Raw genomic sequence first — 24,625 nt, 5'->3', positions numbered from 1 at the left:
ATGTTCGAGCACGGTATACCCTTCACTCTCAACAGCCGCGTTCGGCGCCTGGTGGCGCCGAATCCGGGCATGATGACCGGGCCGGGTACCAACACCTATCTACTCGGCACCGAGCAGGTCGCGGTCCTCGACCCGGGCCCGGCCATTCCCGCCCATGTCGACGCCATCCTGGCGGCGGCGGGGGACAGGATTCGCTGGATAGTCTGCACCCACACCCACCCGGACCATTCCCCCGCCTGGCAGGCGGTGGCGGCGGCCACCGGTGCCGAGGTGATCGGCGCGCTGCCGGCAGACGATCGTTTTCAGGACGACACCTTCAAGCCGACCCTGGAGCTCTCCCACGACTGGGTGTTGCAGGCGCCGGAGTTCACCCTGCGCGCGCTGCATACTCCCGGCCACGTCAACAATCACTACTGCTTCCTGCTGGAGGAAGACGGCATGCTGTTTGCCGGCGACCACATCATGAACGGTTCCACTGTCGTGATCGTGCCGCCGGGGGGTGATATGAAGGCCTACATCGAGTCCCTGCGCCTGTTGCTCGACTACCCGCTGCAGAGTATTGCCCCCGGGCACGGCGACCTCATTCACACGCCCCGTGAGGAAGTCGCCGGTCTGGTGGAACACCGACTGGCTCGTGAGCGCAAGGTGGTCGCGGGCCTGTCCGCGCTGGGGCAGGCGGAAATGGACGCGCTGGTGAAAGTCGTCTATGACGATGTCGATCCGGCGCGCCACGAATGGGCCAAGCTGTCGCTGGCGGCGCACCTGATCAAACTGGCTGCGGAGGGTCGCGCCAGGCAAGTGAATGCAGGTGACCGCTGGGAATGGCTGGCTTAGGCCGCCGGTAGCGAGGGCCGTTGTCGCCACGGCTGGGCGCCTGCCGGTTGCACCGCGGCGATCTGTCAGTATCATCGGGGCTCCAGTTCCCCAATAGCGGTCTCATAACATGTCAAATTTTCCTGTTCATCCAGTTCCCGAGAGCTTCCGCGACGCCCACATCACAGCTGAGCGGTATCGTGACATGTACCAGCGCTCGGTGGAGGATCCCGCCGGCTTCTGGGGCGAAAAGGCGCAGGAGTTCCTCAGCTGGGACCAGCCCTGGCATACCGTGGTCGACTACGATTTCCGCGACGGTCGAGCCAGCTGGTTTGCCGGCGGCAAGCTCAATGTCAGCGTCAACTGCATCGACCGTCACCTGGCCGCCCGCGGCGACCAAACAGCGCTGATCTGGGAGGGTGATGACCCTGCCGCCAGCCAGCACATCAGCTACCGGGAGCTGCACGAGCAGGTCTGCCGCCTGGCCAATGTGCTGCGGGCGCGTGGCGTACACAAGGGCGACAGGGTCTGCATCTATATGCCCATGGTGCCCGAGGCCGCCTATGCCATGCTCGCCTGCAGCCGCATCGGCGCCATTCACTCGGTCGTGTTCGGCGGCTTTTCTCCCACTGCGATTGTGGACCGGATCCAGGACGCGGATTGCCGGGTGGTCATTACCGCGGACGAAGGCCGCCGCGGCGGCAAGACCATCGCCCTGAAAGCCAATGTCGACAAGGCACTGGAATCCTGCCCCGACGTGCACAGCTGCATCGTGGCGCGGGTGACGGGGGCGGAGGTGAGCTGGCAGGACGGTCGTGATGTCTGTTACCGGGAGGCGACTGCCGCAGCGGAAACGGCCTGCGAGCCCGAAAGCATGGACGCGGAAGATCCTCTGTTCATCCTCTACACCTCCGGCTCCACCGGCAAGCCCAAGGGCGTGCTGCACACCACTGGCGGCTACCTGCTGCAGTCCGCCATGACCTTCAAGTACACCTTTGATTACCGGGAAGGGGAGGTGTTCTGGTGTACGGCGGATGTCGGCTGGGTGACCGGTCACACCTACATCCTCTACGGTCCCCTGGCCAACGGCGCCACTACCCTCATGTTCGAAGGGGTGCCCACCTGGCCCGACTCGGGCCGCTGCTGGGAGGTGGTGGACAAGCACCAGGTCAATATTTTCTACACCGCACCGACCGCGATCCGCTCTCTCCACGCCCACGGTGACGAGCCGGTAAAGCGCAGCTCCCGGGCCAGCCTGCGGCTGCTGGGTTCAGTGGGTGAACCGATCAACCCCGAGGCCTGGGAGTGGTACTACCGCACGGTAGGCGACTCCCGTTGCCCGATTGTCGATACCTGGTGGCAGACCGAAACCGGGGCGCAGATGATTACCCCCTTGCCCGGGGCCACGGATCTCAAGCCCGGCGCCGCCAGCATGCCCTTCTTCGGCGTGCAGCTGGCCCTGCTGAATGAGGATGGCAGCGAGATCGAAGGAGCCGGTGCCGGCTACCTGGTCATCAAGGCCTCCTGGCCCAGCCAGATCCGCACCATCTACGGTGATCATCAGCGGATGGTCGACACCTACTTCAGTCATTACCCCGGCTACTACTTTACCGGTGACGGCGCCAGTCGCGACGAGGACGGCTACTACTGGATTACCGGCCGCGTGGACGATGTGCTCAACGTCTCCGGCCACCGCATGGGCACTGCGGAAGTGGAAAGCGCCCTCGTGTTGCACGAGGATATCGCCGAGGCGGCGGTGGTGGGGTATCCCCATGACATCAAGGGCCAGGGTATCTACTGCTTTGTCACGCCCATGGATGGGGTCGAGCCCAGCGAGCAGTTGCGCCAGGAGCTGGTGGCCCTGTGTGCGGAGGAAATAGGCCCCATCGCCAAGCCGGATGTCATCCAGTGGGCGCCGGGGCTGCCGAAGACTCGCTCGGGCAAGATCATGCGCCGTATCCTGCGCAAGATCGCGGAAAACGAGGTCGGCAACCTGGGGGATACCAGTACCCTGGCGGATCCATCGGTGGTGGACCACCTGGTGGAGAACCGGGCGCACCCGGTTAGCTGATTGCACTGCCGGGCGGAGCCTGCCCCGGGTCGATCGGTCAGCGGCTCAGGAGTTACAGGTCGTAGCCCCGCTCATCGTGCAGGATAAGATCCAGGCCCTGGGTTTCCTCGTCTTCGTCCACCCGCAGGCCGACCAGTTTGTCGACCAGCTTGAGGATGACATAGCTCGCGATCCCGGTGTAAATCAGGGTCGCAAACACGCCCGTGGCCTGCACGGTCAGCTGCCCGACTATGCTGTCGATGCCATCCGAGAAACCGTTGCCGCTGAAAATGCCCAGCTGGGTGGAACAGAAAATCCCGGCCAGCAGGGTTCCCAGTATCCCGCCGACGCCGTGCACCGGGAAAACATCCAGGCTGTCGTCAATGCGCAATTTCTGCTTGAGGTAGTTGGTGGCGAAGTAGCAGACTACGCCGGCACTGAAGCCAATGACCACTGCCGCGGCAGGCCCCACTGACCCGGACGCCGGTGTAATGGTGCCCAGGCCGGCGACCATGCCGGTTACGATGCCCAGCACCGACGGCTTGCCGTGACGCACCCATTCCATGGTCATCCACGCCAGGGCGCCGCAGGCCGCGGACAGGTGAGTGACCAGCATGGCCATCGCCGCGCTGCCATCGGCGGCGACCGCAGAACCCGCGTTGAAGCCAAACCAGCCGACCCACAGCATGCCTGCCCCGGCAACCGTCAGGGTCAGGTTGTGCGGCGGCATGGCGACCGTGCCAAAGCCGCGCCGCGGCCCCATCACCAGCGCGGCTACCAGGGCCGCAATCGCGGCGGTGATATGCACCACGGTGCCGCCGGCGAAATCCTGCAGGCCCATGGCGCCCAGCCAGCCACCACCCCAGACCCAGTGGCAGACCGGCGCGTAGACGACCAGGAGCCATACGGTGCTGAACAGCAGCATGGCGGAAAAGCGCATACGTTCGGCAAAGCCACCGACGATAAGCGCCGGCGTGATGATCGCGAAGGTCATCTGGAAAATGGCGAACAGGCTGGCGGGTATGGTGCCATTCACCGAGTCCATACTGATGGCGGCAAAGAGGATATTGCCAAAATCGCCGATCCATGGCCCCTGCTCGACCCCGTCACTGCCAAAGGCGATGGTATAGCCGAGGACGAACCAGACCAGGGACATGAGGCAGGTCAGGGCGAAACACTGCATCAGGACGGACAGCACATTCTTCACCCGCACCAGCCCCGCATAGAACAGGGACAGGCCGGGTATGGTCATGAACAGCACCAGGGCGGTTGAGGTAAGGATCCAGGCGGTGTCCGCTGGATTGACTTCATCGGCCAACGCGGTGGTCGGCAATGCCAGGGCCAGGGCGAGAAGGGCAAGGTGTATTAGGCTGTTCATGGGGTTCTTCCTATTATTGGATAATTTTTATACAGTCTTTGACTTCACACCTGCCCTGTCGATAGCCGGTAGCGAGCTTCAAGTACTGGCATCCCCCGGGATGACCGTTCGGCATCGTGCCACACAAATGCCAAACGGTTAAGAACATCTGTACCGTAGGTACCAAGTGGGGGCCTAATGGGTAACCTTCGTTTAGGCAGCAAACGACGCCGCTAGCACAGGTCAAACCGGATGCCCGACTATGTTCTCGTATCAGTTCCGCTGCTGGGTGCCGCAGTATGGGGATTGCTCATCTATAACCGGTTGGTCGGGTTGCGAAACCAGCTGGAGGCTGCCTGGTCGGATATCGACGTTCAACTCAAGCGGAGGCACGACCTGGTGCCTATACTGGTTACCACAGTCAAGGCCTATGCGCGGCACGAACAGGAGACCTTGGCCCGGGTTATGGAGCAGCGGGCAAATGCGCTGGCCGCGACCGGTCCACGGTCGCAGTTTCAAGCCGAGGCGGGCGTGCTGGAGGGGGTGGCTTCGGTCATGGTGGTAGCGGAAGCCTACCCGGAGCTGAAGGCGGGGGAGAACTTCCTCAGGCTGCAGCGTGATTTTGTTGCCATCGAAGATCACATCCAGTACGCCCGCCGCTTCTACAACGGCGCCGTGAAGCTAAACAACATACTGGTGGAACAGTTTCCCGCGCTGCTGGTGGCCAGAATGTTTGGATTTAGACAGGCAGAGTTCTTTGATGCTGATTGTTCCTGAATTTCCCCAGCCAGGCCGTGAGCGATCGGTAATCGCCCTGCCGTTGCGACTGGCAGGGGCGCTGTTCCTCGCGCTGTTGTCCTTGCTGCCACTGCCCGCCGCGTGTGCAGAAGAGATCAGCCGCTACGATGTGGAGGTGGAGATCCTTGAGTCTGGTGACCTGTTGCTTACGGAACACATCACAGTCATTGCGGAGCGGGCAAAAATCCGCAAAGGGATCTACAGAGACTTCCCGACGCGCTACAAAGACCGCTGGGGTAATAACGTTGTAGTGGGTTTTGAGGTGGTTGAAGTTCTCCGGGACGGCCAGCCGGAGCCCTGGTTTACGGAAAATCTATCCAATGGCGTCAGAGTGAACACCGGGGACGATCGGTTCCTGCCGGTGTTTCCCCGCGCCTACCGCTTCACCTTGCGCTACCGAACCGATAACCAGATCGGCTTCTTTGCCGACCACGATGAACTGTACTGGAATGCGATTGGCACGGGGTGGGCGTTCGCTATCGCTGACGCCAAGGTAGCGGTCAGCTTGCCTGCTCCTGTGCCGCGAGACCAGCTGTCTGCGGAGGGCTACACCGGCGTGCAGGGCAGCAAAGCTCAGAATTATGAAGCGGTCGTGGTCGCGCCTGGCCAGGGCCAATGGCGGATTACCCGGCCTCTGTCTCCCGGAGAGGGGCTGACAATAGTGTTGAGCTTCCCCAAGGGGGTGCTGGTTGAGCCGTCGCCAGCGACGAAGCTGTTGCGCTGGTTTCGCGATAACCTGGGCAAGCTCATGCTCCTGGCCCTCCTCGTCCCCTGGCTGGCGTACCTGGTGTCTTCCTGGTGGCGTGTTGGTCGCGATCCACGGCGCGGTGTGATCTTTCCCCGCTATGAAATTCCCAGGGGAATGCCGCCCGGGGCTCTGCGCATGATGCGACGCGGTTTACGCTTCGATCCGCTGTGTCTCACCGCAGATATTCTGTACTGCGCCGTGGCAGGCTACTTCCGGATTGCTGTTGAGGATCGCCGCTGGCGGAAGGACCGCTGGTCGCTTATCCGTGACGCGGGAATGCCTGTGCCAGCCGCAGAGGCTCTCTCTGGACGCCTGGTCAAGGAAGTTTTCCCGACCGGTGCGGGAACACTCGCTGTCGACACCGAACCCGAAAGCCAGAAGCGGCTGCGGCTCGCCAGAACCGCGGACGCAGCCAGCAACAAGGCGCTTCTTGAGGGCACCTTCTACTCATCGAATGGCGGCCATATTGTAAAGGCTGTGTTGGGCTACATCGCCATTTTTGTTGTCGGCATGGTAACCACAACGGCTGATTCGGGGCAGCCTTTCGCTGTCGCAATCCTGGGTTTCGGCATTCTGCCGCTCGTGGGCTATATCTTTTTGATCGGCGCTCCCACCGCGGCTGGAAGACAGCTGCTGGATGAGATCGATGGCTTTGTGTTGTATTTGTCTGTTGCCGAGGCTGATGACCTGGAGCGGCTTGTCGGGCCGAATAAACAACCGGTACTGGATGGAGAGAGATTCGAGCAGCTTCTGCCCTACGCGGTAGCCCTGGAGGTGGCAGACGCCTGGACGGCCAGGTTTGCGCAGGCGGTGGGTCAGGACGCGGCGGAGCAATTCCTCAGCCGTAGGGCCTGGTACGCAGGTGCACACAGCCACGGCCTGAATCAGCTCACGGAATCACTCAGTTCGAGTTTCAGCAGCAGCATTGCATCCTCTTCCGCCCCTCCCGGCAGCAGCAGTGGATCCGGGGGAGGGGGTTCCTCCGGCGGAGGCGGCGGTGGTGGCGGAGGCGGCGGGCGGTGACACGCCTGTCTGGCGCGACCCGGTGCCTGCCGCGTCAGGTCCGGCTCTGGCGGTTGTTGCGATGGGCAATCTGCGCCAGTAGCAGTTCCGCAGTCGCCAGCGCGTCCAGCAGCGCATTGTGGGCCCCGTGGGCCGGCAGCCCATAGCGGGCGCGGCAGGCCTGCAGGGTCAGCGCGCCGGCCGGTAGTGGGTGTCCCCGGCGCTGCTGGCGTGTTCCTTCAAGTTCCAGTGTGTCCACCACCGGCAGCAGCAAAGGAGCCCCGTAGAGCCGCTGGCTGAGCCGGTTCAGGTAGGCGAGGTCAAGGCGGGCGTGATGGAAAACCAGCACCTTGCCTGCTGCGGCCTGCAGCAGGGCGGCCATGGCTGTTGCAGCTGCTGGAGCCCCGGCGAGATCGCGATCGGTGAGCTGGTGGATGGTGGCACTGTGGCCGACGCCGCGCTCGCTGGCCAGCAACTGGTGGCGGGCGCTGGCCAGCTCTATCGCGCCGTCGGCAATGGTGACCCAGCCAAGGCTCAGCAGCTCCCCCCTGGCAGGATCCAGCGACGACATTTCCCCATCACAGACGAGGAAGGACCGGGCGCGCCAGTCGCTGTGGCGGCCCGGGAGCGGTTGTTCCCAGCAGTTCTGCAGTGGCGTCGCCGCTACCCGTCGCGCCCAGCGCAGCCGCCGCAGCGCCAGCCACATCAGTCCAGTCCCGCCCTGTAGGTCAGCCGCAGTGCAGCCTGGGCCTGGTCGATGATAGTGAAAGCGTCGCGCAGCTGTTCCCTGGCCATGGTCGGGAGCTCGCGCGGGTTGAGGAAATTGTCCGGTTTGTCACCGCGAAGCAGCTGCCGGCACTGCTGCTGCAGGCGCTGCTGCTGGATGCAGTGCAGGGCGTCGGCCAGGTTGCGGCTGTCGCCCATGGCCAGGTGTCGCTGCCGGGCCAGTGCCTGCAGGCGCTCTTCAGTGTTCACGGCCTCAATGCGGTGAGCCAGGGAATGCAGGCGCGCGATGTCGGTCAGGGGCAGAACACCGCGTTTCTTCAGGTCCACGGCGTCGCGGTGCTCGCCGTCGCGCTCCACCACAAAGCGGCGGAAGATTCCCAGTGGCGCCCTGCTGTCCAGCACATTGGCCGCCAGCGCGGCGAGGAAGATGGTGTTGTTCGAGGCCTGCTGCAGCATTGTCGCCTGCAGCGATGTGCAGAGGCTGGCGTCGCCGTAGATCGCGCGCAGGTCGAAGAAGATGCTCACGCGCATGACCGCAGCAGGGGTCGGGGTGGCGGTCCAGCGCCGCACCGTGTCCTGCCACTGGGCCAGCGGCTGGCGCCAGCTGTCGGTGGTCGCCATCACTTCACCGTTGCAGTAGGGATAGCCGCACAGGTTCAAACCGGCGCAGACCTCGTGGGCGAGCGCGGCAAACCAGGGCGCGTGTTCAGGCGCAGTGTCGTCGGCCAGGATCATGCCGTTGTCCTGGTCCGCGCCCAGCAGCTGCTCGGCCCTGGCCTGGGAGCCGAATGCGGTCCAGCACCAGGCCGCGGGCGCGGGTCCCAGCTTTGCCTCCGCCAGCTGGATCAGGCGTACCGTGACCGCGTCGGTGATGGCGGTGAGGGTCCGGCCGATCTGCTGCGCGCGCATGCCGGCCTGTTGCCACTGCAGCACCAGCTGCGGAAGGTCCGTGAGCAGGTCCCGGATGCCTTCGGCGCAGTCCTGGCGCGAGATATGCTGGACCAGGTAGACCGGGTCGTCCTGGCGCGCGAGGATCAGGTCGGAGGTGGTGATCATGCCCGCGAGCCTGCCGTCCTCGGTGACCGGCAGGTGGTGGTAGCCGCGGCGGGTCATCAGCAGCATGGTGTCAAACAGGCTGCTGCCGGCGTCGATGGTCTCCGGGTTCGGGGTCATGATTGCCGCCACTGGCGTGCTGGTGGGCAGCGCCTCGGCGACACAGCGCACGCGCAGGTCGCGATCGGTGACAATGCCCGCGAGCCTGTCATCCACCAGCACCAGGGCCGAGGATACCCGGCGCTTTGCCATCGCCCTGGCCACGTCCTGCAGGCTGTCACTGCCGGCAACGGTCAACAGCGCGCTGCTCATGCTGTCGCGCAGTGTCTGTTGCAGGGCGCCGGTCGGGGGCTGATGCCGCGCTGCCCGCCGCAGGCGTCGGCTGCGCTGGCTGCTGAAGTAGCGATCGAAGGCGCGGTTCTGCTGCCGCAGTCGGTGGTAGGTGGTATCCGGCAGCAGGTAGAGCAGGGCGTCTTCAATGACGATGGCGTGAACCTGGTCGAGGCCGGTGTTCCCGCTCCCGATATGGAAACTCTCGCCTTCACCCAGGCGATCCAGCAGGAGCTTGTCGCGGTCCCGCAGGTCAACGGCGCCGCTGCGGACGATGCGCAGGCCCGGGTTCGGCGAAGCTGCTTCAAGGATGCTGCCCTGGACATGGTAGCTGATGCGCAGCGCCGACAGGGTCTCCTCCAGCGCGGCCGCGGGCAGCTCCCGAAACGGCAGGGCCTGACGAAGGAAATCCGCCACCGGCGCCAGCTCCAGTAGCGGCTGCGGCGTACCCGGCGGGGTGGTGTCCGGGGAGCGCGAGGCAGACACTGGACGCTGTCCTCAGTGGTCCCGGGCGGCGCTGGCCCCGGCGGGAACCCGGATATGCTCGACCAGCTCCCGCACCGAGGCCGGTGGTGCTGCAGTGAAACGGCTGACCGCCAGGGCGACGGCGAAGTTCACCAGGGCGCCGACGGCGCCGAAGGCGTTGGGTTCTATGCCGAAAAACCAGTTTGGCGGCATACTGCCGAGGAACGCGGTGGAGGGTATGAACATGACGCCCATGTGCTGGAAGACATAGAACAGGGTAACCCCGATGCCCGCGACCATGCCGGCGACCGCGCCTTCCTTGCTCACCCGGCTGGAGAAGATACCCATCATCAGGGCCGGGAAAATGGACGAGGCTGCGAGGCCAAAGGCCAGCGCCACCGTGCCGGCGGCGAATCCCGGCGGATTGAAGCCCAGGTAGCCCGCACCGATGATCGCCGCGGCCATTGCCAGTCGGCTGGCACGCAACTCGGCGCGCTCGGAAATGCCCGGTGCGATCATGCCCTTCAGCAAGTCGTGAGAAATCGCGGAGGCGATCGCCAGCAGCAGGCCGGCCGCGGTGGAGAGCGCCGCGGCCAGGCCGCCCGCGGCCACCAGGGCAATCACCCAGTTGGGCAGCTGGGCGATTTCCGGGTTGGCCAGCACGATGATGTCGTTGTCGACCGTGACCATTTCATTGACGGCCGGGTCGGCACTGTACTGCACCCGGCCGTCGCCATTCTTGTCGGCAAATGCCAGCAGGCCGGTCTTCTCCCAGTTGCGGAACCACTGTGGCCGCTCCTCGTAGACCAGATACTCGCCCGGACTGGGCTCTATGGTCTGCATCAGGTTCAGGCGCGCCATGCCGGCGACCGCCGGGGCCGTGGTGTAGAGAATGGCGATGAACAGCAGTGCCCATCCAGCCGAGCTGCGTGCATCGCGCACCCTGGGTACGGTAAAGAAGCGGATGATAACGTGCGGCAGGCCAGCGGTACCGATCATCAGCGATGCGGTGTAGGCAAACATGTTGAGCCCGCTGAGTCGGAAATCGGTGGTGTACTCGTGGAATCCCAGGTCCTGCACGATGAGGTCCAGTTTCTCCAGCAGGTAGGTGTCTGTCCCCGCCAGGGTCCCGCCCAGGCCCAGCTGCGGTATCGGGTTGGCGGTGAGCTGCAGGCTGATGAAGATGGCGGGTATGGTGTAAGCCATGATCAGCACGCAATATTGGGCAATCTGGGTGTAGGTAATCCCCTTCATTCCGCCGAGTACGGCATAGAAGAAGACGATGCACATGCCCACCAGCAGGCCCGTGCCATAGTCCACTTCCAGAAAACGGGAGAAGGCGACGCCAATCCCTTTCATCTGACCGATGACATAGGTAACCGAGCAGATGATCAGGCAGATGACCGCGACGACCCGCGCGGTGCGCGAGTAGAAGCGGTCGCCAATGAATTCGGGCACGGTGAACTTGCCGTACTTGCGCAGGTACGGCGCCAGCAGCAGGGCGAGGATGACGAAGCCGCCGGTCCAGCCCATCAGGAATACCGAGCCGCCATAGCCCATGAAGGCAATCATCCCGGCCATGGAAATGAAGGACGCGGCGGACATCCAGTCCGCCGCGGTGGCCATGCCGTTGGCAATCGGGTGGACACCGCCGCCGGCAACGTAGAAATCGCGGGTCGAACCGGCCCGGGACCAGACGGCAATGCCGATGTAAAGCGCGAAGCTGGCGCCGACCACGAGGTAGGTCAGGGTTTGCAGTTCCATGCCCTATTCCTCGTCCACGCCGAATTCGCGATCCAGTGCCGCCATCCGGCGGCTGTAGTAGAAGATCAGCAGGACGAACACATAGATTGAGCCCTGCTGCGCGAACCAGAAGCCGAGTTTGTAGCCCCCGAGCTGGATCTGGTTCAGCTGCTCCACGAACAGAATGCCGCAGCCGAAACTCACCGCGAACCAGATGACCAGCAGCTTTGCCATCAGGGCGAGGTTGCGGCGCCAGTAGGCTCGGGCCTGTTCTGTACTCAGTTGGGGCATGGGCAGTACTCCGATCTTGTTATGAATGCTTGCGTCGGGACTATAGCACTGGTCTGTGGCACCCGGTATGGCGATACCTAGAGGTAGGGCTGGAACAGCCAGAAAAAAGCGTCCCTGAGTCGGGCGGGCAGCGACCGATTATCCACTTCCTCGAGGGTCACCGGCGTTGACAGCGGGTAGCGACGCTGGACCTCCAGCGCAAGCTGCACAACGCTCTCGCCGGCAAACAGTTCCAGGTTGAGCTCGAAGTTCAGGCGCAGGCTGCGCGGGTCCAGGTTGGCCGAGCCCACCTGCGCGTAGCAGCGATCGACTACGAACAGTTTGGCGTGGGAGAAAGGCGGTGGCTGGTAGCGGATATCGATGCCGTAGAGCAACAGCTCCCAGAGCAGGTTGCGGGATGCCCAGTGCACGAAGGGCAGGTTGTTGTCCGCGGGCAGCAGGACCACGACCCTCACTCCGCGCAGAGCCGCCGACTGCAGGCTGGCCACCATTTCCCGGGAAGGGAGAAAGTAGGGAGTGATGATCAGGATCTCTTCCCGGGCAGCAGAGATGGCGCCCATCAGGGTCAGGGAAATCTTGTCGAGATCGTCGTCGGGCCCGTCGCTGATACAGCGACAGAAATCCGCTCCATCCGCGAGCGGCTGAATGCCCCCGCACAGTGGCGGCAGCTGCTCACCGGTGGTGACGCGCCAATCGGCCAGGAACACATGCTCGAGCTGGGCCAGGACCGGTCCCTGTACCTGGAAGTGCAGGTCGGCGGCGAGCTTGTGGGAGCCCGAAGTCAGAAGATGCCGGTCGCCGATATTCATCCCCCCGGTGAAGGCTTCCCGGTCGTCCACCAGGAGGATTTTGCGGTGATTGCGCAGATTGATCGACAGCGAAGGTGGCAGCAATCGCGGCGGCAGATAGCGCGCCGCCGGCAGACGCTCCCGTCGCAGCAGGCGTCCGACCCTTGGCCAGGAATAGAGTTCGCCAATGCCGTCCACGAGTACCCGCACCTCGACCCCGCGCTGCTGGGCAGCGGCCAGCGCCGCCACGAACTGCCGGCCGGTATGGTCGGACTCGAAAATATAGCTGCACAACAGAATGCGCCTGCTGGCCCTGGCGATCGCCGCCAGCATGGCGGGATAGGCCTCGTCGCCGTTGTGCAGGACCATTACCCGGTTGCCGGCTTCGATGGGGTGGGTGGCTACCCGTCCCGAAACCCGGGCAAAGGGCCTGAGCCTGTCGTCCAGGCCCGGCGGGGTCAGCGTGTTTTCCGGCGTGATGAGACCTCGCTCGTGACCGACCTGCAGCAGTGGCCGCCGCTGCCCGCTCATCCGGCGGGCATGGCTGCGCACACGGTTGATACCGAACAGGTAGTAGAGCGGTGGCCCCAGCAGGGGAAACAGCAGGCTCACGGCAATCCAGCTGATCGCTGCGCGGGAGTCGCGCTTGTAGAGCATGGCGTGAACGGCTGCCAGCAGGGCGATGGCAAGATAGAGGACACCCAGAAGCCACTGCCAGAGTGGTTGCCCCAGAAGCCGCGGTAGGTCCGTTACGATCTGATTGACATCCATTGCCACGCTCTGGTGTTGTCATCAGGCCTGATTGTAGCGCCGAGTGGCCGCGCCCGCGAACAGCAATTGCACCGGCAGGCCGGGCTTGCCCGACAGGTAATAGCAAATGCCGGGCAAGCCGGTACAATGCGGGCGATAACAATTGTCCATGAGCACAGGAGAACACCATGCAAGGGCTGATGATGAATATGCCGCTGCTGATTACCGAGATCATGCAGCACGCGGAGCGCGTGAACGGCCAGCAGGAGATTGTGTCTGTAACCCGGGACAACCCGCGTCATCGCTACACGTATCGGGAAGCCTTTGCCCGCGCCCGCAAGCTGGCCAGCGCGGTGGCGGAATGGGGCCTTGCTCGCGGCGACCGTATTGGCACCCTGGCCTGGAACGACTACCGTCACCTGGAGACCTACTACGGTTCCGCCTGCAGCGGTTACGTCTGTCACACCATCAACCCGCGCCTGTTTCCGGAGCAGCTGGTTTACATCATCAATCATGCCGAGGATCGTTATATCTTCCTCGATCCCGACTTCCTGCCACTGGTGGAGAAGCTGGCCCCGGAATGCCCCGGGGTAAAAGGCTGGGTGGTGCTGACGGACGAGGCCAATATGCCGGCGACTGAGCTGGCCAGCGCGATTTGTTATGAGACCCTGGTTGCCGGTGGCAGTGAGGACTTCGTGTGGCCGGTGCTCGACGAGAACGATGCCTGTGCCCTGTGCTACACCTCCGGCACGACCGGCCACCCCAAGGGGGTGCTGTACTCGCATCGCTCCACCATGCTGCACGCCTACGCCACCATGATGCCCGATGCCATGGGTCTTTCGGCCAGCGATGTCGTGCTGCCCATCGTGCCCATGTTCCACGTCAACGCCTGGGGCAACCCCTATTCCTGCCCGATGGCGGGCTCCAAGATGGTTTTTCCCGGCAACAAGATGGGCGATGGCGAAACCCTGGCAAACCTGATCAACGAGGAGGGTGTGACCCTGTCGGCCGGGGTGCCCACGGTCTGGCTGGCGCTGCTGGCGCACCTGAAGACTTCGGGTAAAACGGTAGAGACCCTGAAGCGGGTCGTGGTGGGCGGCGCCGCCTGTCCGCTGTCCATCGCCGAAGGCTTCGATGCCTATGGTGTGGAGAGCCGCATCGGTTGGGGCATGACGGAAATGAGCCCGCTGGGCAGTATCAATGCCAGCGCCGACCAGAAAGACCGCTATTCCGCCGAAGAGTACAGCAGGCTGCGCCTGAAAGCGGGGCGGCCGATCTTCGGGGTGGAAATGAAGATTGTCGATGACGAGGGTAATGAGCTGCCCTGGGACGGCAAGGCCTACGGCTCACTGAAGGTGCGGGGCTCCTGGATCTGTTCGGCGTACTTCAAGCGCGAGGCGGACGGCGCCCACGCGGAGCCCGGCTGGTTCGAGACCGGTGACGTGGCGACCATCGACCCTGAAGGATACATGGCGATCACGGATCGCACCAAGGACGTGATCAAGTCCGGCGGCGAATGGATCTCCTCCATTGAGCTGGAGAATGTCGCCATGAGTCACCCCAAGGTGGCCGAGGCGGCGGTGATTGGTCACTACCACCCCAAGTGGAGCGAGCGGCCCCTGCTGATCGTGGTGCGCAAGGGCGACGGTCAGGATCTGACTGCAGAGGAGATGCTGGCCTGGTTCGAGGGCAAGGTGGCGACCTGGTGGAAACCGGACGCGGTGGAGTTCGTCGCCGAGCTGCCCCACGGCGCTACCGGCAAGATCCACAAGGTGTCCCTGCGTGAGCAGTTCCAGGACTATAGCTTTCCGGGCTTATAACTATTTGCACTATTCGTAGCTAGAGGGTCGATTATTTACGAATTCCGGTTGTCATTCCCGGTTTGACTGACTACCATGCAGGCCAATGACCCGTTATTGCGCCTGTAGCCATGTCAACAACTGAACCGCCCCAGCGTACCCTGCCCCAGGTTGTTGCCGCCACCGCGGCAGCGCTGCCGGGGCATATCGCCATGACTGACGGCGCGGTTACCCTGACCTATGCGGAGCTGGACGCCGCCCGTGTGGAGGCCGCGCGGGCGTTTCTGGCGGCAGGCCTGCAGCAGGGTGAGCGTATTGCTATCTGGGCCCCCAATATCTGGCAGTGGGTGATCGCGGCCATCGGCGCCCAGAGCGTCGGCGGCGTGCTGGTACCCCTGAACACCCGGCTCAAGGGCGCTGAAGCGGGATTCATCCTGCGCCGCAGCGGCGCCCGCTGGCTGTTTACCGTTGGCGAGTTCCTGGGCATGCGCTACCCGCAAATGCTGGAGCAGGAAGACCTCCCCGCGCTGGAGGACATCATCCTGCTGGAAGGGGAGGTACCCGGTACCCGTAGCTGGCGCGACTTCGTGGCAGGTGGCGCCGCTGTCGGTGTGGCAGAGGTCCAGGCTCGCGCCGACCAGCTCACCCCTGCTGACACACTCGATATCCTGTTCACCTCCGGTACCACTGGACAGCCCAAGGGCGTGGTCACCAGCCACGGTCAGAATATCCGCGCGTTCGAGACCTGGAGCGCCACGGTGGGCCTGACCGAGCGGGACAACTACCTGATTATCAACCCGTTCTTTCACTCCTTCGGTTACAAGGCCGGCTGGCTGGCGGCGATCATCCGCGGCGCGCGCATGCTGCCGGTGAAGCAGTTTGATCTCGATGCGGTGCTGGCGCAGATCCACCGTGAGCGGGTGTCAGTGATTCCCGGTCCGCCGACGATCTACCAGTCACTGCTGACCCACCCGCAACGCCAGGACTACGATCTGTCCAGCCTGCGCCTCGCCGTGACCGGCGCTGCCCCGGTGCCGGTATCCCTGATCGAGAAGATGCGCGGCGAGCTGGGGTTCAAGGTGGTGGTCACCGCCTACGGACTCACCGAGTCCTGCGGCGTGATTTCCATCTGTCGACCCGAGGACAGCGCCGAGCGCATTTCCCACAGCTCCGGCCGTGCCATGGCCGGGGTCGAGATGAAGTGCGTGGATGCCAATGGCAATACCGTCCCGGCCGGCACCGAGGGAGAGATCTGGTGTCGCGGCTACAACGTCATGCAAGGCTATCTGGACGACCCTGCGGAAACCGCTCGCACCATTACCGCGGACGGCTGGCTGAAAACCGGGGATGTCGGCGTGATGGACGAGGATGGCTATGTCCGCATTACCGATCGGATCAAGGACATGTTCATCGTCGGCGGTTTCAACTGTTACCCGGCAGAGATCGAGAACAGCCTGCACAGCATGTCGGGCGTGGCCCGCGCTGCGGTGATCGGGGTGCCCGATGAGCGCATGGGCGAGGTCGCCTGTGCCTGGATTGTGCCCGAGCCGGGCTCGGAGCTGGACGAACAGGCAGTGATTGCCTGGGCGCGGGACAACATGGCGAACTACAAGGTGCCGCGCCAGGTGCGGATTGTCGCCGAGCTGCCGATGAACGCCGGCGGCAAGGTGCTGAAAAACGAGCTGCGCCAGCGCGCGGCGGCAGAGCGGAGCTAGCTCGGCCATGTCCCACAGTGCACAGCGCCAGGACGCAGCTGCCCAGATCGAGCTGGATTATACCTACCACCGTATCATTGCCCTGCTGCGGGCTGACGGGCGGCTGCCCTATCGCTCCATCGCCCGGGAGTTGGGTCTGACCGAAGCCACAGTGCGGGCCCGGGTGCGGCGGCTGGAAGAGTCCCGCACCATGCGCGTGGTGGCGGTGACGGATATCGAGGCCGCGGGTTACGGCATGCTGCTCGCCATCGGCGTGCAGGTGGAAAATCGCTCGCCCGAAGAGGTGGCGCGGGAGTTGGCGGCCGTTCCCGAGGTGTTCTCGGTGAATGTCGTGGTCGGCGCCCAGGACCTGGAGATTCTCATGGTGGCCGAGGACCAGGCCGCCCTGCATCGTTTGCTGCAGGAGCGCATTGCCACCATGGCGGGTGTGCGGCGGCTGACCCCCTCGCTGGCGGTCAATGTGCTGAAGAACCAGCCCGATTGGGTCCCCTTCCACGAGGGGGAAGCCCTGTGAGCGGCGGACGCAGGCTGGATGAGGTGGATCGGCAGATCGTGGCGCGATTGTCAGAGGACGCCCGCATCAGCAATCGCCAGATTGCGGCGGAGCTGGGCGTCACCGAGGGCACCGTGCGCGCCCGGGTCAAGCGCATGGAGGCGGAGAAGCAGATTCGCATTACCGCCATCACCAATATCGACCGGTTTCGCCAGGGGGCGCTGGCCTGGATCTGGATTGAGGTCGAGCGCAGCCACCAAATACAGGACGTGGCACGGGAGCTGGCATTGATCAGCGAACTGGGTTTTGTCGGCGAGATGCTGGGGCGCTCGGACATCCTCGCCATCACCATGGTGCGCAGCAACGAGCATCTGGCGGAATTCGTGCACCAGCGCGTCAGCGGCATTCCCGGAGTGCGCCGCACGGAAAGCACCCTGGGGGTTAATTTTGTCAAACACGATTACCGCATGGCGCGGATCGTCAGCTGAAGGAAAGCAGTATGGATAAACGGCTCAGTGCCCGCGATGCGGTGGCACAAATCGAAGACGGCATGACCGTCGGTATCGGCGGCTGGGGTCCGCGGCGCAAGCCCATGGCGCTGGTGCGTGAGATCCTGCGTTCGGACCTGAAGGACCTGACTGTGGTGGCCTACGGCGGCGCGGATGTCGGCATGCTGTGCGCCGCCGGCAAGGTGAAGAAGCTGGTGTTTGCCTTTGTCTCCCTGGATTTCATACCGCTGGAGCCCTATTTCCGCCAGGCCCGGCAGAGCGGTGCGATCGAGGTGATGGAGATCGACGAGGGCATGCTGCTGCTGGGACTGCGCGCTGCGGCCTGGGGTCTGCCCTTTATTCCCACCGAGGTTGGCCTTGGCACCGATGTGCTGACCCACAACCCGGACATCAAGCTTGTCGACAGTCCTTACGACGACAAGGAGTGGGTGGCCATGCCGGCCCTGAAGCTGGATGTGTCCCTGCTGCACGTCGATCGGGCGGATTTTCACGGGGTGTGCCAGATAGGGGGTCCAGACCACTACATGGATGACTGGTTTGCCCGCGCCGCAACCAACACCATCGTTTCCTGCGACGAGCTGGTGGACAGCGAGTTCTTCCACGACCCCGCGCGGGCCCGGGAAGTGTTCTGGGAGCGCTCGGCGACCAACGCCATCGTGGAAATTCCCGGCGGCGCCCACCCCACCTCCTGTAATCCCCTGTACGGATTCGACGTTGCGCACTTCAAGGCCTACACCGCTTCGGCGAAGGATGGCGGTATTGAGGGCTACCTGGGCCAGTACCTGGGCGCAGACGAAGCCGAGTACCAGCGCAACGTCGGCGGGCTCGATGCCATCAAGGCGCTTGCTCTGCCTACCTACTGATTGCCGAGGGAGAAACACCACATGTCTACTGCAGCAACTGACTACACCCTGGCCGAACTGTGCATTGTTGCCTCGGCCGAGGCCTTTCGCCACGATGGTGAGGTGCTGGCCACCGGTATTGGCGTGATTCCTCGCCTGGCCGCCAGCCTCGCCATGAAGACCTTCAATCCGGACCTGATGATGACGGACTCCGAGGCGTTCCTGCTCTGTGAGCCGAACCCCATCGGCAAGCGTCCGGCGGATTTCCGCCAGGCTAATGAAACCTGGATGGGGTTCTCGCGGATATTCGACAATGTCTGGAGCGGCAAGCGTCACGCCATGCTGGGCCCGACCCAGATCGATCGCTGGGGCCAGACCAACACCTCGGCCCTGGGCGGCACCTACCAGCAGCCCAAGGTCATGATGCTGGGAGCCCGCGGCTTCCCCGGAAACTCGATTTCCCATGCCAACAGCTTCTTTGTCCCCGGGCACAACAACCGCGTGTTTATCGATGGCGAATGCGACTACGTGTCTTCGATCGGCTATAACCCGGCTCGGCTGCCGCGCGGGCGCTCCCTGGACGACCTCGATATCCGCCGCGTGATAACGGACCTGTGCGTCATGGATTTCGGCGGCCCCGACCACCAGCTGCGCCTGCTCTCCCTGCACCCCGGCATCACGGTGGAGCAGGTACAGGAAAATACCGGCTTTGCGCTCTGCATCCCCGCCACGGTCCCGACGACACCGGCGCCGACGGTGGAGCAACTGGCCATCATCGCCGCGCTGGACCCGCACAACCAGCGCGCAGTCCAGATTGCCGACAACCCGCCGGGCAACCGCGCCTGAGGCCCCCGATGCTGACGACACGACTCACAGAGCTGCTCGGTTGCCGCTACCCCATCGTGCAAACCGCGATGGGCTGGGTGGCGGACCCGAATCTGGTGGCAGGCAGCTGCAACGCCGGTGCGTTCGGCTTCCTCGCCGGCGCCACTATCCCGCCGGCGGAAATGGAACGCGACATCCTGCGGGTGAAGGAACTCACCGATAAACCCTTTGGCGTCAATTTTCACATGTACCAGCCCAACGCGGCGGCCATTGTGGACATGGTGATTCGCCACGGGGTGAAAGCGGTGAGCTACTCGCGCTCACCGGGCCCGGACATGATTCGCAAGCTGAAGGATGCTGGGGTGGTCTGCATGCCCACCGTAGGCTTGCCCAAACATGCCCTCAAGGCCGTGGAGCTGGGCGCGGATGCGGTGACGGTGCAGGGCGGGGAGGGCGGCGGGCACACCGGTGCCGTGCCCACCACGCTGCTGATTCCGCAGGTGATCGACGCCGTGGGCGACAGGGTGCCGGTGGTGGCCGCCGGCGGCTTCAAGGACGGCCGCGGCCTGGTGGCGGCGATGGCCTGGGGCGCGGACGGTATTGCCATGGGCACCCGGTTTCTACTCACCCGGGAGTCCCCGGTGCCGGACGCCACCCTGCAGCGCTATCTGGACTGCAAGAACCCGGCGGAGATCATTGTCTCCCGGGCAATGGATGGCCTGCCCCAGCGCATGATCATGAACGAGCTGCTGGGCGAGCTGGAACGGGCCGGCACCCTGCGTAAACTGCTGATTGCGATTCGCAATGGCCTGGCGTTTCGCCAGCACACCGGTGCCAGCCTGGTCGGGCTGCTGAAGTCCGCCCTGGCCATGACCCGCAGCGACGACATGACTGCGGCCCAGGCCATCATGTCCGCCAACGCGCCGATGATCATTCAGAAGGCGATGGTGGATGGCGAGCCTTCCCGGGGCGTGTTGCCCAGTGGCCAGGTGGCGGGTGTGATCGACAGCCTGCTCAGCTGCGAGGAACTGGTGGGCGCCATCGTCGCGGAAGCCGAGCAACGCCTGACTGCCCTGGCGCAGCGGGCCAACCCCAGCACACAGGCAGGTAGCTGATATGAGCACACCTTTTGGCACCACAATCAATGACGGCATTGCCGAGATGATTCTCAACCAGCCGCCGGTCAACGCCTTCAACAGCGAAGGCTGGTTTGCCATTGCCCGGGAGATCGACGCGCTGGGCGACAACGACGATGTCCGCGTGATCCTGATTGCCGCCGAGGGCCGCGGCTTTTGCGCCGGCGTGGATATCAAGGAACTGGCGGCGGATCCCCAGCGTATTGTCGCGGTGAACAAGGGCAACTACGAGACCTTTCGCGCCATTCACCGTAACCCCAAGCCGGTCATCATTGCCCTGCACGGCTTTGTCCTCGGCGGCGGCATCGGCATGGCTGGTGCTGCAGACGTTCTGGTAGCGTCTGACTGCGCCCGCTTTGGCGTGCCGGAAATCGACCGCGGTGCCATGGGCGGCGGCGCCCTCCTGCAGCGTCTGTTCCCGGTGCAGAAGGTGCGCTACATGTACTTTACCGGTGAGTTTATCGACGCCGCCGAGGCCTACCGTCTCGGCGCCATCGAAAAAGTGGTGCCCAGGGAAGAGCTGTTGCCGACGGCGCGCGGGATTGCCGCGAAGATCGCGGAGAAATCCCCGGCCATGGTAAAGCTGGCCAAGGAGGCCCTGAACGGTATCGAGGACGGCAGCCTGGAGGACAAGTACCGCTGGGAGCAGGGCTTTACCCTGGAGGCCTACACCCTGGGCGACTCCCAGGAAACCCGCGACGCCTTCGTGCAGAAACGCGACGCCAAGTTTTAAGCGCAGGAATCATCGATGAATCTGTCCTATACCGAACAGCAGCAGGCCTTTCGCGCGGAGGTGCGCAGCTGGCTGGCGGAGCATGTACCCGCCAAACCGCTGCAGAGCTTTGACACCGCCGAGGGCTTCCAGCAACACCGGGCCTGGGAAGCTACCCTGAATCAGGGCCGCTGGGGCATGGTCACCTGGCCCGAGACGCTGGGCGGACGCGGCTGTGACCTGATCGAGTGGCTGATCTTTGAGGAGGAGTACTACCGCGCGCGCGCTCCCCTGCGGGTCAACCAGAACGGTATTTTCCTGCTTGGCCCGACGCTGATGGAGTACGGCACGGAAGAACAGAAGGCGCGGTTCCTGCCGGCGATGGCCGAGGGCCGAGACGTCTGGGCCCAGGGCTGGTCCGAGCCCGGCGCCGGTTCCGACATGGCAGCGATCCGCTCCAGCGCCCGCCGGGAAGGGAACAAGTACATCATCAATGGCCAGAAGACCTGGTCCACCCGCGCGGTGTGGGCCGACTGGTTGTTTGGCATGTTCCGCACCGACCCTGAATCCGAACGCCACCGCGGCCTGACCTTTATCCTGGTGCCGCTGAAGACCCCGGGCATCACCGTGCGCCCGATCCCGCAGCTGGACGGCCTGCCCGGCTTCGCCGAGATATTCTTTGACAATGTCGAGGTGGATGTCAGCAACAGGCTGGGCGACGAGGGCGCCGGCTGGGCCGTGGCCATGGCCACCGCGGGCTTTGAGCGGGGCCTGATGCTGCGCTCCCCCGCGCGCTTCCAGGAAACCGCCCGCCGGCTGGTGCAGCTGTACCGCGACAACGAGGCGACCGCAAGTCAGGACCCGGCTGTCAAGGAGGCTGTGATCCGCGCCTGGATGGACGCGGAGAGCTATTGCCTGAGCACCTACCAGACTGCCTGCCGGCTGAGCCAGGGCGGCAAGATCGGCGCCGAGTCCTCCACCAACAAGATCTTCTGGTCGGAATTGGACCAGAACATGCACGCCACCGCCATGAGCATACTCGGGGCCCGGGCGGAACTGCTGTCGCATGCGCCCGCGGCGCAGGGTGTCGGCAACTGGCTGGACGGTTGGCTGTTCTCCCAGTCCGGCCCCATCTACGCCGGCACCAACGAGATACAGCGCAACATTATCGCAGAGCGCATGCTGGGCATGCCGAGGTAACCATGGACTTTACATTCAGCGAAGACCAGCTCCTGTTCCACGACTCCGTGCGCAGTTTCCTGGTCAACGAAATCACTCCCGAGCGCCTGCGCGCTGATTGGGACAGCGAAACCGGCCGCGATCCCGCCCTGTGGCAGCAGCTTGCTGAACTGGGGCTCACCGGCATGACGGTGCCCGAGGAACACGACGGCCTGGGCATGACGGCGCTGGATTTTGTCCTGCTGGCGCAGGAGTGCGGCTATGTCGCCCTGGCGGAGCCGCTGGTCAACCATGTGCTGGTGGGGGTGCCCCTGCTTGCCGATCTCGGCGGTGAGCTGGCGGCAGGCTGGCTGCCGCGGGCCGCGGCCGGCGACGCGCGCATTGTCGCCGCCCTGGAACAGAACCTGCTGGCAGAGGATGCCCATGTGGCGGATCTGCTGTTGCTGGAACAGGGCGGCCATTGGTACGCCCTCGAACAGGGACAGTTTGCCCTCGAATTCAGCCAGAGTATCGATCCCGGTCGCCGCCTGTTCACGGTTGCCGTTAACCCGGGGGTGACGCCGGTAGTATCCGGCGAGCGGGCGGCTGAGCTGCGCAACGCCAGCCTCAACCGCGGCGCGCTGGGCTGCGCGGCGCAGGCCCTGGGGCTGGCCCAGCGCATGGTTGATCTTGCCGTGGCCTACACCGCCGACCGCAAGCAGTTCGGCAAGCCCATCGGCTCCTTCCAGGCAGTCAAGCACCACCTGGCCAACGTCGCCGTGAAGCTGGAATACGCCAAGGCACCGGTGCATCGCGCCGCTTACGCGGTGGCCGAGAACGCCGCAATCGCTACACGCCATGTGGCCCACGCCAAGCTGGCGGCCTGCGAGGCGGCAAACCTGGCGGCAAAGAGCAGCATCCAGGTCCACGGTGCCATGGGCTACACCTGGGAAGTCGACTTGCACATTTTCATGAAGAAGGCCTGGGCGCTGGCCAATACCTGGGGCGACGCCGGCTTCCACAAACAACAGGTAGCGCAGGCGATTCTTGCCGAGGACGCCGTCCTCGGCGCCGGCGCCACCTTTCAGTAACCCGGAACAGGAAGCAGAACCATGGCAGATGCCTATATTGTAGATGCGGTGCGCAGCCCCACAGGGCGGCGCAAGGGCGGCCTAGCCGGCGTCCACGGCGCGGACCTCGGCGCCCACGTGCTGAAGACCCTGGTGGAGCGCAACGGCATTCCCGACGGCGACTATGACGACGTGATCTTCGGCTGCGTCGATACCATCGGCCCGTTGGCTGGTGATATCGCCCGCACCTGCTGGCTGGCGGCGGGCCTCGACGAGGCTGTGCCCGGCACTACCGTGGACCGCCAGTGCGGCTCTTCCCAGCAGGCCGTGCACTTCGCCGCCCAGGCCATCATGGCGGGGGTCAACGACGTGGTCATCGCCGGTGGTGTACAGACCATGACCCAGATCCCGATTTCCTCCGCCATGCTGGCGGCGGAACCGCTGGGCTTCAGCGACCCCTTCTCCGGCAGCGAGGGCTGGGTCAGGCGCTACGGCAAGGTCCCGGTGTCCCAGTTCAATTCGGCGCAGATGATTGCCGACAAGTGGGGCCTGACGCGGCAGGACATGGAAGCCTTTGCCCTGGAGTCCCACAGCCGCGCCCTGCGCGCGATTGAAGAAGGCCGCTTCAGCCGCGAAATCGCGCCGCTGGTCGGGGTCGCGATGGACGAAACCCCGCGCCAGACCAGCATGGAGAAAATGGCGGAGCTGCAGCCACTGCAGGAGGGCGGCAGCATCACCGCCGCGGTCTCCAGCCAGACCTGCGACGCCTCCTCGGCGATGCTGATCGTTTCCGAGGCGGCACTGAAGCGCTACAAGCTCACTCCCCGCGCTCGTATTGCCCACATGAGCGTGCGCGCCGCGGACCCGATCTGGATGTTGACCGCCCCGATCCCCGCCACCGAATACGCGCTGAAGCGCGCAGGCATGAGCCTCGCCGATATTGATCTGGTGGAGATCAACGAAGCCTTCGCCTCCGTGGCCATGGCCTGGCTCGCAGACACCGGCTACGACCACGCAAAAACCAACGTCAACGGCGGCGCCATCGCCCTGGGCCATCCGCTGGGCGCTACCGGAACCAAGTTGATGACGACCTTGTTGCACGAGTTGGAGCGGACCGAGGGGCGGTATGGGTTGCAAACCATGTGTGAGGGGGGTGGGCAGGCGAATGTCACCATCATTGAGCGGCTCTAGCTTCGTGTCTCGTGGTATTGGGTGCTTCGTAGCGCGGCCCAGCATCTTGGAGGGGGGCTGTCGGGACACGCCGTGAATACATCCATGTAGGCTTGTGTTCGACAACCATGTCTCACACAGTCCCGCCAGCCCCCCTCCAAGACGCTGCGCCTCGACGAGTGCAATCCTGCGAGATGGCACCGAAGGTAGCAGCGCAGGGGAGGGGCAGAGGGTTCCGGGACCGTTGAGCGCATGGATGCGCGATACGAGCCTACATGGACG

Annotated in this window: 21 protein-coding genes; 15 read left to right on the top strand and 6 right to left on the bottom strand. The window is 64.3% G+C overall.

Features of this window, described 5'->3' with window-relative positions:
- Together RJQ10_RS11840 and acs are read left to right on the top strand one after the other, a co-directional pair.
- A complete protein-coding gene (locus tag RJQ10_RS11840) occupies positions 1-834 on the top strand; it encodes an MBL fold metallo-hydrolase (protein ID WP_350146813.1) in 834 nt (277 codons plus the stop codon).
- A gap of 109 nt (positions 835-943) precedes the next feature.
- A complete protein-coding gene (gene acs, locus RJQ10_RS11835; RefSeq protein ID WP_350146811.1) occupies positions 944-2,884 on the top strand; it encodes an acetate--CoA ligase in 1,941 nt (646 codons plus the stop codon).
- 52 nt (positions 2,885-2,936) lie between these two features.
- Here acs and RJQ10_RS11830 read toward each other — a convergent pair whose 3' ends face one another.
- Complete coding sequence (locus RJQ10_RS11830) at positions 2,937-4,241, bottom strand: ammonium transporter (protein ID WP_502880238.1); 1,305 nt, start codon at positions 4,239-4,241, stop codon at positions 2,937-2,939.
- A gap of 231 nt (positions 4,242-4,472) precedes the next feature.
- Here RJQ10_RS11830 and RJQ10_RS11825 point away from each other — a divergent pair, with 231 nt between their 5' ends.
- Together RJQ10_RS11825 and RJQ10_RS11820 are read left to right on the top strand one after the other, a co-directional pair.
- Positions 4,473-4,997 carry a LemA family protein gene (locus RJQ10_RS11825; RefSeq protein WP_350146809.1) on the top strand — a complete coding sequence of 175 codons (525 nt, stop codon included), beginning with the start codon at positions 4,473-4,475 and terminating at the stop codon, positions 4,995-4,997.
- Positions 4,981-6,789 (top strand): DUF2207 domain-containing protein, encoded by a 1,809-nt coding sequence (locus RJQ10_RS11820; RefSeq protein WP_350146836.1) that lies wholly within the window; start codon positions 4,981-4,983, stop codon positions 6,787-6,789. The genes RJQ10_RS11825 and RJQ10_RS11820 overlap by 17 nt, the downstream gene beginning before the upstream one ends.
- A gap of 34 nt (positions 6,790-6,823) precedes the next feature.
- Here RJQ10_RS11820 and RJQ10_RS11815 read toward each other — a convergent pair whose 3' ends face one another.
- The 5 genes from RJQ10_RS11815 to RJQ10_RS11795 all read right to left on the bottom strand — a co-directional run bounded on the left by RJQ10_RS11815 (position 6,824) and on the right by RJQ10_RS11795 (position 12,935).
- On the bottom strand, positions 6,824-7,474 hold the full coding sequence (locus RJQ10_RS11815; protein WP_350146807.1) for a 3'-5' exonuclease: 651 nt from the start codon (positions 7,472-7,474) through the stop codon (positions 6,824-6,826).
- A complete protein-coding gene (locus RJQ10_RS11810; protein WP_350146805.1) occupies positions 7,474-9,363 on the bottom strand; it encodes a DUF294 nucleotidyltransferase-like domain-containing protein in 1,890 nt (629 codons plus the stop codon). Before RJQ10_RS11810 ends, RJQ10_RS11815 begins: the two co-directional genes overlap by 1 nt.
- 12 nt (positions 9,364-9,375) lie before the next feature.
- The gene (locus tag RJQ10_RS11805; RefSeq protein ID WP_350146803.1) at positions 9,376-11,106 is read right to left on the bottom strand and encodes a sodium:solute symporter family protein; all 1,731 of its coding nucleotides are present in this window, start codon (positions 11,104-11,106) and stop codon (positions 9,376-9,378) included.
- A 3-nt stretch (positions 11,107-11,109) separates the two neighbouring features.
- Positions 11,110-11,376, bottom strand: a complete 267-nt coding sequence (locus RJQ10_RS11800) for a DUF4212 domain-containing protein (RefSeq protein ID WP_350146801.1) — start codon at positions 11,374-11,376, stop codon at positions 11,110-11,112.
- Positions 11,377-11,453: 77 nt separating this feature from the next.
- Positions 11,454-12,935, bottom strand: a complete 1,482-nt coding sequence (locus RJQ10_RS11795; RefSeq protein ID WP_350146799.1) for a phospholipase D-like domain-containing protein — start codon at positions 12,933-12,935, stop codon at positions 11,454-11,456.
- A 167-nt stretch (positions 12,936-13,102) separates the two neighbouring features.
- Between RJQ10_RS11795 and RJQ10_RS11790 the strand changes: the two genes are divergently transcribed.
- From RJQ10_RS11790 to RJQ10_RS11740, 11 genes are all read left to right on the top strand, one after another.
- Complete coding sequence (locus RJQ10_RS11790) at positions 13,103-14,734, top strand: long-chain-fatty-acid--CoA ligase (protein WP_350146797.1); 1,632 nt, start codon at positions 13,103-13,105, stop codon at positions 14,732-14,734.
- A gap of 110 nt (positions 14,735-14,844) precedes the next feature.
- A complete protein-coding gene (locus RJQ10_RS11785; RefSeq protein WP_350146796.1) occupies positions 14,845-16,428 on the top strand; it encodes a FadD3 family acyl-CoA ligase in 1,584 nt (527 codons plus the stop codon).
- A 7-nt stretch (positions 16,429-16,435) separates the two neighbouring features.
- Complete coding sequence (locus RJQ10_RS11780; RefSeq protein WP_350146794.1) at positions 16,436-16,942, top strand: Lrp/AsnC family transcriptional regulator; 507 nt, start codon at positions 16,436-16,438, stop codon at positions 16,940-16,942.
- Entirely contained in the window at positions 16,939-17,409 is a 471-nt protein-coding gene (locus RJQ10_RS11775; RefSeq protein WP_350146792.1) for an Lrp/AsnC family transcriptional regulator, read from the top strand. The genes RJQ10_RS11780 and RJQ10_RS11775 overlap by 4 nt, the downstream gene beginning before the upstream one ends.
- An 11-nt stretch (positions 17,410-17,420) precedes the next feature.
- Complete coding sequence (locus tag RJQ10_RS11770) at positions 17,421-18,293, top strand: CoA transferase subunit A (protein WP_350146790.1); 873 nt, start codon at positions 17,421-17,423, stop codon at positions 18,291-18,293.
- Positions 18,294-18,314: 21 nt separating this feature from the next.
- Positions 18,315-19,118 carry a CoA-transferase subunit beta gene (locus RJQ10_RS11765; protein WP_350146788.1) on the top strand — a complete coding sequence of 268 codons (804 nt, stop codon included), beginning with the start codon at positions 18,315-18,317 and terminating at the stop codon, positions 19,116-19,118.
- A gap of 8 nt (positions 19,119-19,126) precedes the next feature.
- The gene (locus tag RJQ10_RS11760; RefSeq protein ID WP_350146786.1) at positions 19,127-20,212 is read left to right on the top strand and encodes an NAD(P)H-dependent flavin oxidoreductase; all 1,086 of its coding nucleotides are present in this window, start codon (positions 19,127-19,129) and stop codon (positions 20,210-20,212) included.
- Position 20,213: 1 nt separating this feature from the next.
- Positions 20,214-20,966: an enoyl-CoA hydratase family protein gene (locus RJQ10_RS11755; RefSeq protein WP_350146784.1), complete on the top strand. Its 753-nt coding sequence runs from the start codon at positions 20,214-20,216 to the stop codon at positions 20,964-20,966.
- Positions 20,967-20,981: 15 nt separating this feature from the next.
- Entirely contained in the window at positions 20,982-22,145 is a 1,164-nt protein-coding gene (locus RJQ10_RS11750) for an acyl-CoA dehydrogenase family protein (protein WP_350146782.1), read from the top strand.
- A 2-nt stretch (positions 22,146-22,147) separates the two neighbouring features.
- The gene (locus RJQ10_RS11745; protein WP_350146781.1) at positions 22,148-23,194 is read left to right on the top strand and encodes an acyl-CoA dehydrogenase family protein; all 1,047 of its coding nucleotides are present in this window, start codon (positions 22,148-22,150) and stop codon (positions 23,192-23,194) included.
- A 21-nt stretch (positions 23,195-23,215) separates the two neighbouring features.
- Entirely contained in the window at positions 23,216-24,364 is a 1,149-nt protein-coding gene (locus tag RJQ10_RS11740; protein ID WP_350146780.1) for an acetyl-CoA C-acetyltransferase, read from the top strand.
- The last annotated feature ends 261 nt before the right edge of the window (positions 24,365-24,625 follow it).

This window comes from Haliea sp., from assembly GCF_040222615.1.
GTDB lineage: Bacteria > Pseudomonadota > Gammaproteobacteria > Pseudomonadales > Halieaceae > Haliea.
This window is presented reverse-complemented; position numbering and strand designations above follow the sequence as displayed.

Coding starts and splice junctions, on each gene's coding strand:
- RJQ10_RS11825 (WP_350146809.1), top strand. CDS start 4,473: ATGCCCGACTATGTTCTCGTATCAGTTCCGCTGCTGGGTGCCGCAGTA.
- acs (WP_350146811.1), top strand. CDS start 944: ATGTCAAATTTTCCTGTTCATCCAGTTCCCGAGAGCTTCCGCGACGCC.
- RJQ10_RS11830 (WP_502880238.1), bottom strand. CDS start 4,241: ATGAACAGCCTAATACACCTTGCCCTTCTCGCCCTGGCCCTGGCATTG.
- RJQ10_RS11800 (WP_350146801.1), bottom strand. CDS start 11,376: ATGCCCCAACTGAGTACAGAACAGGCCCGAGCCTACTGGCGCCGCAAC.
- RJQ10_RS11755 (WP_350146784.1), top strand. CDS start 20,214: ATGAGCACACCTTTTGGCACCACAATCAATGACGGCATTGCCGAGATG.
- RJQ10_RS11750 (WP_350146782.1), top strand. CDS start 20,982: ATGAATCTGTCCTATACCGAACAGCAGCAGGCCTTTCGCGCGGAGGTG.
- RJQ10_RS11770 (WP_350146790.1), top strand. CDS start 17,421: ATGGATAAACGGCTCAGTGCCCGCGATGCGGTGGCACAAATCGAAGAC.
- RJQ10_RS11805 (WP_350146803.1), bottom strand. CDS start 11,106: ATGGAACTGCAAACCCTGACCTACCTCGTGGTCGGCGCCAGCTTCGCG.
- RJQ10_RS11760 (WP_350146786.1), top strand. CDS start 19,127: ATGCTGACGACACGACTCACAGAGCTGCTCGGTTGCCGCTACCCCATC.
- RJQ10_RS11790 (WP_350146797.1), top strand. CDS start 13,103: ATGCAAGGGCTGATGATGAATATGCCGCTGCTGATTACCGAGATCATG.
- RJQ10_RS11745 (WP_350146781.1), top strand. CDS start 22,148: ATGGACTTTACATTCAGCGAAGACCAGCTCCTGTTCCACGACTCCGTG.
- RJQ10_RS11785 (WP_350146796.1), top strand. CDS start 14,845: ATGTCAACAACTGAACCGCCCCAGCGTACCCTGCCCCAGGTTGTTGCC.
- RJQ10_RS11765 (WP_350146788.1), top strand. CDS start 18,315: ATGTCTACTGCAGCAACTGACTACACCCTGGCCGAACTGTGCATTGTT.
- RJQ10_RS11820 (WP_350146836.1), top strand. CDS start 4,981: ATGCTGATTGTTCCTGAATTTCCCCAGCCAGGCCGTGAGCGATCGGTA.
- RJQ10_RS11840 (WP_350146813.1), top strand. CDS start 1: ATGTTCGAGCACGGTATACCCTTCACTCTCAACAGCCGCGTTCGGCGC.
- RJQ10_RS11795 (WP_350146799.1), bottom strand. CDS start 12,935: ATGGATGTCAATCAGATCGTAACGGACCTACCGCGGCTTCTGGGGCAA.
- RJQ10_RS11780 (WP_350146794.1), top strand. CDS start 16,436: ATGTCCCACAGTGCACAGCGCCAGGACGCAGCTGCCCAGATCGAGCTG.
- RJQ10_RS11815 (WP_350146807.1), bottom strand. CDS start 7,474: ATGTGGCTGGCGCTGCGGCGGCTGCGCTGGGCGCGACGGGTAGCGGCG.
- RJQ10_RS11740 (WP_350146780.1), top strand. CDS start 23,216: ATGGCAGATGCCTATATTGTAGATGCGGTGCGCAGCCCCACAGGGCGG.